We start from the raw sequence: 10,957 nt of genomic DNA on the forward strand, positions 1-10,957 counted from the left end.
TCTTTAATTTATCTAAGCATCACACGCACTTAAAAATAATCCCTTCTTTTCCGCCTTTGTGTAATTGAATTTGTAGGAAATTTTCGTCTGTTTGAGCGCAGCGAGTTCAGAAAATTTCCGTGAAACAAATTCAATGGAACAAAGGAAATAAGGAAAAGCAGGGTTGCCTTTCTTTTTGCCTACTTTTTCTTTGGCAAAGCAAAGAAAAAGTAGGTCGCCATCAGGCGAAATCCTGATATCAAAAACCACATATCCACAATTTTATGCTATAATCCGCCACAATTTTTGATCAAAAAAGGAATACCAATGACGGATTCAATCCAATCATCTATCACCCCTGTCAATATCGAAGAAGAACTCAAATCTTCCTACCTTGACTATGCGATGTCGGTTATCGTTGGGCGTGCATTACCTGACGTTCGAGATGGTTTAAAACCTGTTCACCGCCGCGTACTATTCTCAATGGATCGCGAAGGCAATACCGCCAATAAAAAATACGTAAAATCAGCGCGTGTTGTGGGTGATGTAATCGGTAAATATCACCCGCATGGTGACTCAGCCGTGTACGATACCATCGTTCGTATGGCGCAACCATTCTCACTTCGCTATATGTTGGTTGATGGGCAAGGTAACTTCGGTTCAATTGATGGTGATGCACCAGCTGCAATGCGTTATACCGAAGTGCGTATGCAAAAAATTACGCAAGCATTGCTCACGGATTTGGATAAAGAAACCGTCAATTTCTCGCCAAACTATGATGGCGAATTAATGATTCCAGATGTATTGCCGACTCGTATTCCAGCACTTTTAGCAAACGGTTCTTCTGGTATTGCGGTGGGGATGGCAACTAACATTCCTCCACACAACTTAAATGAAGTATTAAATGGTTGTTTGGCATATATCGACAACAATGAAATTACCATTGATGAATTAATGCAACATATTCCAGGGCCTGACTTCCCAACGGCTGCGTTAATTAATGGTCGTAAAGGGATTGAAGAAGCCTATCGCACTGGTCGTGGCAAAGTGTATGTTCGTGCGCGCGCAACAGTAGAAACTAACGAAAAAGGACGCGAACAAATTATCGTGTCTGAATTGCCATACCAAGTAAATAAAGCAAAATTAGTCGAGAAAATCGCTGAATTAATTCGCGAGAAAAAAATCGAAGGCATCAGCAATATTACTGACCTTTCAAACAAAGAAGGGATTCGTATTGAAATTGATATTAAACGTGATGCAGTAGGGGAAGTGGTATTAAACCATCTTTACTCGCTTACTCAAATGCAAGTGACCTTTGGTATTAATATGGTGGCATTGGATCACGGTCAGCCACGTTTATTTAATCTTAAGGAAATCATTGAAGCCTTTGTGTTACACCGCCGTGAAGTCGTTACGCGTCGTTCTATCTTTGAACTTCGCAAAGCGCGTGAACGTACGCACATTTTGGAAGGTTTGGCGGTTGCACGTTCTAATATCGATGAAATGATTGCGATCATTCGTAACTCTAAAAACCGTGAAGAGGCCGCTACAGCAATCAGTTCACGTTCTTGGACGTTACATAGCGATATTATTAATCTTCTTGATATTTCTGCTCGTCCTGATGATTTAGAAGAAAATCTTGGTATTCAAGGTGAACAATATTACTTATCGCCAGCGCAAGTAAACGCGATTCTAGAACTTCGTTTACACCGTTTAACTGGCATTGCGTTTGAAGAAGTTGTAAAAGAATATGAAGAATTATTAGTTAAAATTGCGGATCTTCTTCATATTTTAAGTAGCGCAGAACGCTTAATGGAAGTGATTCGTGAAGAATTGGAAGAAGTGAAAGCACAATTCGGTGATGATCGTTTAACTGAAATTACCGCAGCTTCTGGTGATATTGATTTAGAAGATTTAATCGCACAAGAAGACGTAGTTGTAACGCTTTCTCACGAAGGTTATGTGAAATACCAACCACTGACCGACTATGAAGCTCAACGTCGTGGCGGTAAAGGCAAATCTGCGACGAAGATGAAAGAAGAAGATTTCATCGAAAAATTACTGGTAGCAAATACTCACGATACGATCCTCTGCTTCTCTAGCCGTGGCCGTTTATATTGGTTGAAAGTATATCAACTTCCACAAGCAAGCCGTGGCGCACGCGGTCGTCCAATTGTGAATATTCTTCCGTTACAAGAAAACGAACGTATTACTGCAATCTTGCCAGTTTCTGCTTACGAAGAAGATAAATTCGTAGTTATGGCAACTGCAGGCGGTGTTGTGAAGAAAATCGCCTTAACCGAATTTAGCCGTCCACGTTCAAACGGTATCATCGCATTGAATTTACGTGATGAAGATGAGTTAATCGGCGTAGATATTACCGATGGTAGCAACGAAATAATGTTGTTCTCATCACAAGGTCGCGTGGTGCGTTTTGCTGAAAATGCTGTTCGTGCAATGGGGCGTTTAGCAACAGGCGTTCTCGGTATCAAACTTGCTTTAACAAACGATATTTCTGACGATGAAAGTGCGGTAGAAATTGAAGATATTTCTGATGACAACCCTGAAGCATCATTAGACTTAAATATTGATAAAGTGGTTTCTCTCGTTGTGCCAAAAGGTGAAGGTGCCATTTTAACCGCAACGCAAAACGGCTACGGAAAACGCACACAGTTAAGTGAATACCCAACTAAGTCACGTAATACAAAAGGTGTGATTTCAATTAAAGTGAGTGAACGTAATGGTAAAGTCGTTGCCGCAACTCAAGTAGAAGAAACAGACCAAATTATGTTGATTACTGATGCAGGAACTCTTGTTCGCACACGTGTAAGCGAAGTGAGTATCGTAGGTCGTAACACGCAAGGTGTTCGTTTAATTCGTACTGCCGATGATGAACACGTAGTAAGTTTAGAACGTGTTTGTGATGTAGATGAAGAAGATTCTTTGGAAGAAAGCGGTTCTGAAGAATAACCTATTATAAAAGAACCTATTATAAAAGAAAAAAGTGCGGTGAAATTTCACCGCACTTTTTTATACCTAATTACCCGCCAAACCATCTCTAATCCGTTTTTCAAACTGATCATAATCCACTAAAAACGCATCGTGTCCGTAATCTGATGGGAATTCGTAAAAATGTAGATCGACTCCACTTTGTTCTAAAAGCTGTTTACTTTTATAAAGGTCAATAGGCTTAAAGAGCTGGTCCGTTGTCACAGAAACCAACGTATAGCGCGCTTTAATACGTGATAATGCCTCTTTGACATTTTCATACCCTATGCTTGGATCATACATATCCAACGCACGTAACAAATGCAAATAACTATTTGCATCAAAACGCTCTAAAAATTTTTTGCCTTGATAAGAAAGGTAGGATTCAACTTGAAAGTAGTCGCCCCAAAAGCTGCCATCTGATTTTGTAGCTCGTCCAAAAGCTTTTGCAAGCTGTAAATCAGTACGGTAAGTCAACATACCTAGCATGCGCGCAATAGATAGCCCTTGATCTGGCGGTGTCCCCTCATAATAATCGCCACCATTAAAATTAGGATCATTAATGACCGCTTGACGCATCACGTGGTTAAAGCCTATGGCTTCAGCACTAAAATAAATAGATGAGCAAAGATTTACGATATTATCCATAAAATCAGGATAATCAATCGCCCATTGATTCGCTTGCATACCGCCAAAAGATCCGCCAATAATCGCTTTTAAATGGCTAATGCCAAGATGATCAAGCAAGGCTTTTTGTACTTTGACAATATCTTGCACAACGATATTAGGAAATTGGCTACCATAAGGTTTACCCGTTTGCGGATTAATTGATGAAGGCCCTGTCGTTCCCTTGCAACCGCCTAATACGTTCGAGCTAATAAAGAAATAACGATCTGTATCCAACGCTAAACCTGCGCCCATAAAATTCTGCCACCAGCCATCTCGACCATCATCGAAATAAGGCTCAGCATCGCCAGTTAGCGCGTGGCAAATTAGTACCGCATTATTTTTCTCGGCATTGAGTGTGCCATAAGTTTGATACGCGACATTGATATGGGAAAGCTTGCCGCCAAGCGCCATGGTTAAAGGCTGTGTGTCAAAAAGCACTACATTTTGCACAGACATTGGAAACCTATTGTAATAATGAGAATGGCACTTAAACTATCAGTAAGTCGATTAGGTTGTCAAGAAATTTTAGCCGTCTAAACGGCTAAATTATCACACATCAATGCAATTCATAAAATCCATCAAATTCTCCTTGAAGTGCGGGGAATTTTTCATTATGTTTACAGGCATGATAATAAAAAAATTACCATCAAAATTAACCGCACTTTTTCGTATATCGCTCTATACAATCTTTGCACTGGTTATGCTTTGCTTGCTTGTCGATAAAGGCGTAAGTTTTTACGTGCGTGACAAGATATTCACGAATATTGATGAACTCCCCCCTCGCGCATATGCTCTTGTGCTGGGTACATCAAAATATATTATTGGTGGAAAACCCAATGCTTATTACGAGTATCGTTTAGCTGCAGCAAAAGAGTTGATCGATCATCAAAAAGTCAATTACCTTTTATTAAGTGGCGATAATCGCACCATCCAATATAACGAACCAAGAGCAATGTTTCGTGATTTACGAAAAATGGGCGTATCTGAAGCCTCTATGTTCCGTGATTTTGCTGGTTTCCGTACGCTAGATTCCGTTATCCGAGCAGATAAAATTTTCCAAGTACAAACATTTACGATTGTCAGCCAAAAATTTCATTGCGAACGCGCACTTTTAATTGCTAAAGCACATGATATTGATGCGATTTGTTTTGTAGCAAAACAACCTGAATTACATCTATCTACTCGAATAAGAGAAGTTTTTGCGCGTATAAAAGCAGTTTTGGATTTGATATTAGGTGTTGAGCCTTATTTTTTGGGGAATCCCACCCCATTGCCAAATAGCACTAAATTATAAATATTGATCTACATCACATTTCTTTAAAATCAAACTAATCTAAGCTTGTTAAATAAACAAAAAGTGGTTAAGATTAATACGATAAGGAGAATCCTGTTTTATGCTAAAGGATTTTCTTTATATTGTCGTTGAACTTACAACTTTAATTAGGTTAATTTATGAAACTAGAATCCCAAAAGCAAGCAAGAAAGCAAAATTATAAACAAAAACTTCTTAGTATTCTAATCTCTTCAGCCCTTTCTACCACAGCGTTTGCCTCGCAATATTCTAATATTAGTGAAAATAACCAAATTTCTGGTGAAACCCCCATTGGTCATGAAGTAAAAGAGCCTGAAAATATCGTCACAGGCGATGTAAATATTAGTCTTACCCCACTTAATCATTCAATCCATACCTATCCTAAAGGTCTTATTATTCGAAGTGATCGTACTGAAAATATTCAAGGCACAACAAACATTGCAGTAACCTTAGCCAGTGAAGGAAATACTAATAAATCACCAGATTCTAATGCAGCTTATGGTATTTCTGTAGGTTATGACTGGGAGGGTAATGGTACAAAAGAAACTGTTTTAACATTAAAAAATGCAGCTACAGTCAATGTAGATAATACTGCAGGTACAATTTTAGGAACTTATGGTGATGCAGGTGCAAGTACAAAAGCAGGTCACCAACTTACTGGTGTTCGTATTTATCGTTCAACGGCAGAAAAGTCTACACCTATTTTTAATGCTGAAAAGCAATTAACAATTAATGTAGAAGATAAAACAACAGCCCAAATAGGGGATTACTTAACAGGTATTTATGTAGCTGGTGACGGTGCACAAGCTAACTTAACTGACTCCAACATTACTGTGAATGCTAACGGTAAATTTTCATCTGCATTAAAAATTGGTAAACCAAATTCAAATAATGGCGCGACTATTAATTCTACAGGGAAAATGGTTTTAGATACATCAAAAACAAAAGAATCTGCCACAGTTCGTTTATTTGATAACAAATCACGTTTTATTGCTGGTGAAGAAAGCGCAAGCACAGAAATTAAATCGGCAAATTCAGCCGTGGTATTTGATACCGTAGATTTTGAAACTGAAGGTACAGTTGATTTAAATCAATTGGGTATTGGGAATCTGGTTGACAAATTAAATGGACCACTTGCAGATTTCTTGCCCTATTTAGGTATTCCTGAAGATGACATTGTTCAAATTAAAAAATTAGCTCAAAGCAGCATTCATAAAGAAACTTTTGTAAGAGGAACAGAGAATAAAGACAATGAAGTGATTTTAAATAACGCTCAATTGACTACAAAATCAGAAACCGATGCACTTATTCTCGCCAATGCCCGCTATAAAGAAGAAGGCAATATTTACGAAGGCGGTAAATTGGTTGAAAAACTTAAACCACTTGCAAAAGTAGCTGGTGCCTTTTTAGGCATCCCTAATGCAGAACAAAAAGCTGAAAAAGCACTAGTTTCATTGCGTGAATTGCAATCTTATTTCAACACTGGCAGTTTCAATGTCACCAATGCAAAATTCACCTTAAAAGGCGATAAATCGACCGCTACTGCGGCACCAAATGGTTGGGCAGTATATGCCAAATCAGAAGAAATTGACGAAACCAATAAAACTGCCAAAGCCCATTCAGATCTAACCACTACATTTAGCCAAGGTGCAAAAATTACGGGGTTAGTACACCAAGATATTGGCTCAACCTTAACCATGAATGTGGACAGCAAAGCCGTTTGGTTCTTAAATAAAAAAGAAGATGAAACTGAACAACGCTCTACTGCAAAATCAGTCACGCTTAGTAATGGTGGTGTATTAGATGCAGGAAGCCATCCAGCGGAAAAATACATTGTTAAAGTATCATCAAATGGCGCCGATAAAGATACATTCACTAATGATCACGGTATCATCACTCTCGCTAATCAGTCCTATGCCGACAAACTCACCATTGAAGGGAATTATGTTGGTAATAACGGCATATTAAAAACAAATACGGAATGGAACTTACCTGGTGATGAAAATGGCACAAACTCTCAATCTGATTTACTTGAAATCACAGGTGATGCCTCTGGAAAAACAGAAGTTATTTCAGTGAGTAAGGATGGAAGAGAAAAAGTTATTGATGGTTCTATTGCAAGTATTGTCGCAGATTCACATAAGATTAGCGCACCAGTCGTCAGAGTGTTAGGTACTGATAACGGAGTCACATCTTCTTTGGCGGGTACACCATTTAATACTCGCCCAACGTTCACAGGTACTGCCCGAACCACTGGCGCAGGCGAAGTACAATTAGCATCTCGTGTTGTTGATGGAAAAACTGAATACTTTTGGACAGTAACTGCAGTTAAATTAACGCCACCAGAGCATGAAGTACCATCTTTAGAGGAAATGCCAGAGCCAATGCCTGAACCACCAGTGCAACCTGAATTACCATCTTTCGATGGCGTTCTAGAGCCGATGCCTGAACCGCCAGTGCAGCCTGAATTGCCTTCTTTAGATGAAATTCCACAACCGCAACCGCCTATTGCACCGCCAACAGGGCCTGTAATCATCACGCCAAGTGCGGTTGCTTATACACTTATTCCTCGCCAAAACTTGGAATTAGGCTATACAATGTTGGATACGCTTCACCAACGTCGTGGCGAAAACCAAACCCTTTCTTGGGATAAGCAAGGCAATTATTGGCAAGATGTGGAAAAACAATCTTGGGGCCGTGTAATTGGTAAACACCTAAAACTCGACGGAAAAGAACGTTTTGGTTTAAAAACCAATATGTACGGTTTCCAAGTGGGACACGACTTTGATGTTAAAACCAAACAAGATGACGAGGGCAAACTCACCCGTCGTTTTACTGGCTTATATTTCGGCGCGTTACGTTCTCATAGCAAATTCTATGATGAATACCGTGCGAAAAACGGTGTCGTGATCGCAGATAAATTAACTTCTCGCGTAAAAACTACCGCACTTAATCTTGGTGTAACCGATACACGTTACAATGAAAATGGCACTTACATTGACTGGGTGGGGCAACTCTCTTGGTTAAATAACCGTTATTCATCGGTTGATGGCACAGGTGCGAAAAATCACGGCTGGGGTGCTGCCCTTTCAGTGGAAACCGGTCGCCCTTACGCATTAGGTAAAGATAAAACCAACAACGGGGATAGCTGGATTTTAGAGCCACAAGCACAACTTATTGCACAATACTTGCGCTTGGGAGATTTTAACGACGGCACTCGTGCAGTTTCGCAAAAAGGTTATGGCTTGCGTGGTCGTGTTGGTTTCCGTTTGGCGTATAACGCACCAAATGATAAACAACGCACTCGCACCTATTATTTCATCGGTAATATTTGGCACGATTTTAAAGCAACAGACAATGCATTAATTGGTCGTGATAAATTAACCGAGAAATTTGACCGCACTTGGTGGGAATCAGGCTTAGGCTCTCAATTCTCATTAAGCGAAAACACTTACCTTTATGCTGATGCTCGCTATGAAAAATCATTCAATAACAACAGTCATAAAGGTTACCAAGGCACTGTAGGTGTAAAATACTCTTGGAAATAATGCTATAAAAAGGATAAGGGCGCAAATGCGCCCTGTTGTACAACAGGGATGTGTAACATAGTTACACATTCAAAATGTTTAAAGTTCACTTAATAACTTATCCATTCTTGTTGTACTGGTCTGTCTTATAGTATCGCGACAGAAAATATAAGGAATAATTTACTCGGGCATGGAATTGCCTCTTTCTGTCATCATAAATATTCTTTTAATCAATTTTTTGCTATGAATTTAAAAAATACTTCTTTTTCTTATACTCTAATTACTTTAGCTTTGTGGTCCAGTTATTCGTTTGGGGCGGCTTCTGATGACGTTATTGCAGGAAGCACACCAACCTATGGTGGCAATAATGGTAATAATATCATCGCTGGTGATGGACCTAGCTTATCCGAAAACGCCCACAACAATATTATGAATACAACAGGAAAGCCACATTTTGGCGGTTCCTATAGTTTGGTTATTGGAGAAAGCGCTGGTAATGCTTCGGGCAATGCTAAATACATCTTTGCAATGGGAGAGAGCGCTGCAGATTCTAGTTGGGGAAATAGCACATATAAATTTGTATTTGGTAAAGGTGCGGGATGGAATGGTGGTGGCAATTATAATTTCAGCATAGGTCAAGAATCTGGCCGACGGGTGAATGGCCATTATAATTTTACTTTTGGTAAAGATGCTTACTCTCATGGCCTCGATTTTGGTAAGTTTGGGATTTACAATTTTTCCTTTGGTGAAGGGGCAAACTATGAGTCAAAAGGAAGCTACAATGTAAGCATAGGCTACAAAGCAGGTCAAGAAACAACAGGCTCCAACAACTACGCTTTAGGACCTAATGCAGGATGGCGCGTATCTGGTGATAATAACTTTATGGCTGGGCAAGATTCAGGTCGTGATACAACGGGTAGTTATAACGTCGCAATCGGTCAAAATGCAGGTCAAAATGTAAAAGGGAATTACAACTATGCTTTTGGTTTAAGCGCAGGGCAAAATATTGATGGCTATATAAAAAATGCTAGCGCCACAACAGCAGATGAAAAGTATGGTCAATCTAGAGGATGGAATAATATGGCCTTTGGCAAGGCGGCAGGTAACAACGTAGTGGGAAACTTCAACCTTGCCTTTGCTGAAAATGCGGGGAATTATGTCGGTCATAATTGGACCAATACCTATGATTCTGATGGCAATGTATCTGCTACAGCAGATGCTGGTACTGTAGATAAATCAGAACACAATATCGCTTTTGGATATAGTGCGGGAAGATGGATTGCTGGTCAAGATAACTTTGCGGCTGGCGTCAATTCCGGTAATTGGGTTAAGGGTGAAAGCAACGTTGTTTTAGGTAAAGAATCAGGAAAAGAAGTAACAGGAAACGCCAATACCACCCTTGGTTATTACAGTGGTAATAAAGTAACAGGTGATAGTAACTTTGTAGCAGGTGCCGAAGCAGGTAAAAAAGTAATAGGTAATAGTAACTATGCCGCAGGTCATGAAGCTGGAAACGAAGTTACTGGTAATAACAATATTGCTATGGGTAAATCTGCGGGTCAGAACGTTACTGGCAATAGCAACTTTGCTGGCGGTGAAGATGCTGGAAAAGATGTTGAAGGCGATAACAACATTGCGCTTGGTAAAAAATCAGGTAATAAACTCAAAGGCAATGAAAATATTTCTATTGGTGAAGAAGCCAATTCTGAAGATGATGTATTAGAAGTCAATAATGCAATTGCTATAGGTAAAAAATCTAAAGCCAAGAAAGCCAATGCAGCAGCACTTGGAAATGAAAGCAAAGCTTTAGAAGAACGATCTTTGGCTTTAGGTTATAAAGCAAATGCAAGCATTGCAGATAGTGTAGCAATAGGCAGTAATGCAACCACTGTGTCCACTTCAAATTCTTATACAAAGGGTACTGATAATACTTACAATTCTATGGAAATTGATAAGCACACATTTAATTTTGCAGGTGGCACAAATGTTATAGGTGTATTTAGCGTAGGTAATGGAACAGAAACTCGCCGAATCCAACACGTTGCGCCAGGCTTAATTTCAGCGGAAAGTACCGATGCAATCAATGGTTCCCAACTTTACAGCTTTATTCCTCGAGTATCTTTCTACAGCGGTGGTGAAAAAGCAACTACAGGCACAACCACATCTCCAGCAATTGGTAGTACAGTTGTTGAAAACTTCCTTGCTAACGGCTTACGTATGGATTTTGGGGATGGTTTATATGCAGAAAAACGTAAAGATTCCAAAGGTGACTTTATTTTTGTAGGCTCGAATGCGAAAAATACAGCTGATCAGACAGGAACCAAAGTTTCAGCGAAAGTTGCCACTAATAATGATGGTTCACATACCATTACTATAACAGACAGCGATGGCACAACGACTGCAACTATTAAAAATGGCCAATCAGGTCCTAAAGGTGAGCAAGGTGTAGCAGGTCCTGCTGGACAAAATGGCGCAGCTGGTG

General features: G+C 39.7%; 5 protein-coding genes. 4 read left to right on the top strand and 1 reads right to left on the bottom strand.

The features are described 5' to 3' along the window. Positions 1-306 precede the first annotated feature (306 nt). On the top strand, positions 307-2,949 hold the full coding sequence (gene gyrA / locus AAX18_RS02925) for a DNA topoisomerase (ATP-hydrolyzing) subunit A (RefSeq protein WP_046952885.1): 2,643 nt from the start codon (positions 307-309) through the stop codon (positions 2,947-2,949). Between the two features lie 66 nt (positions 2,950-3,015). Here gyrA and metX read toward each other — a convergent pair whose 3' ends face one another. Beyond that, entirely contained in the window at positions 3,016-4,092 is a 1,077-nt protein-coding gene (gene metX, locus AAX18_RS02930; protein WP_046952886.1) for a homoserine O-acetyltransferase MetX, read from the bottom strand. Positions 4,093-4,249: 157 nt separating this feature from the next. Between metX and AAX18_RS02935 the strand changes: the two genes are divergently transcribed. From AAX18_RS02935 to AAX18_RS02945, 3 genes are all read left to right on the top strand, one after another. Continuing rightward, on the top strand, positions 4,250-4,930 hold the full coding sequence (locus tag AAX18_RS02935) for a SanA/YdcF family protein (protein ID WP_046952887.1): 681 nt from the start codon (positions 4,250-4,252) through the stop codon (positions 4,928-4,930). A 158-nt stretch (positions 4,931-5,088) separates the two neighbouring features. Next, positions 5,089-8,496, top strand: a complete 3,408-nt coding sequence (locus AAX18_RS02940) for an autotransporter family protein (RefSeq protein ID WP_046952888.1) — start codon at positions 5,089-5,091, stop codon at positions 8,494-8,496. A gap of 222 nt (positions 8,497-8,718) precedes the next feature. Next, positions 8,719-10,957 (top strand): collagen-flanked surface repeat-containing protein (locus AAX18_RS02945; RefSeq protein ID WP_046952889.1); only part of this gene is annotated, 2,239 nt, incomplete at its 3' end.

This window comes from Haemophilus haemolyticus (assembly GCF_001008205.1).
Lineage (GTDB): Bacteria > Pseudomonadota > Gammaproteobacteria > Enterobacterales > Pasteurellaceae > Haemophilus > Haemophilus haemolyticus_Q.

What these genes read in the sequence shown, in the direction of transcription:
- gyrA (WP_046952885.1), top strand. Translation starts at nt 307, where the DNA reads ATGACGGATTCAATCCAATCATCTATCACCCCTGTCAATATCGAAGAA.
- metX (WP_046952886.1), bottom strand. Translation starts at nt 4,092, where the DNA reads ATGTCTGTGCAAAATGTAGTGCTTTTTGACACACAGCCTTTAACCATG.
- AAX18_RS02935 (WP_046952887.1), top strand. Translation starts at nt 4,250, where the DNA reads ATGTTTACAGGCATGATAATAAAAAAATTACCATCAAAATTAACCGCA.
- AAX18_RS02940 (WP_046952888.1), top strand. Translation starts at nt 5,089, where the DNA reads ATGAAACTAGAATCCCAAAAGCAAGCAAGAAAGCAAAATTATAAACAA.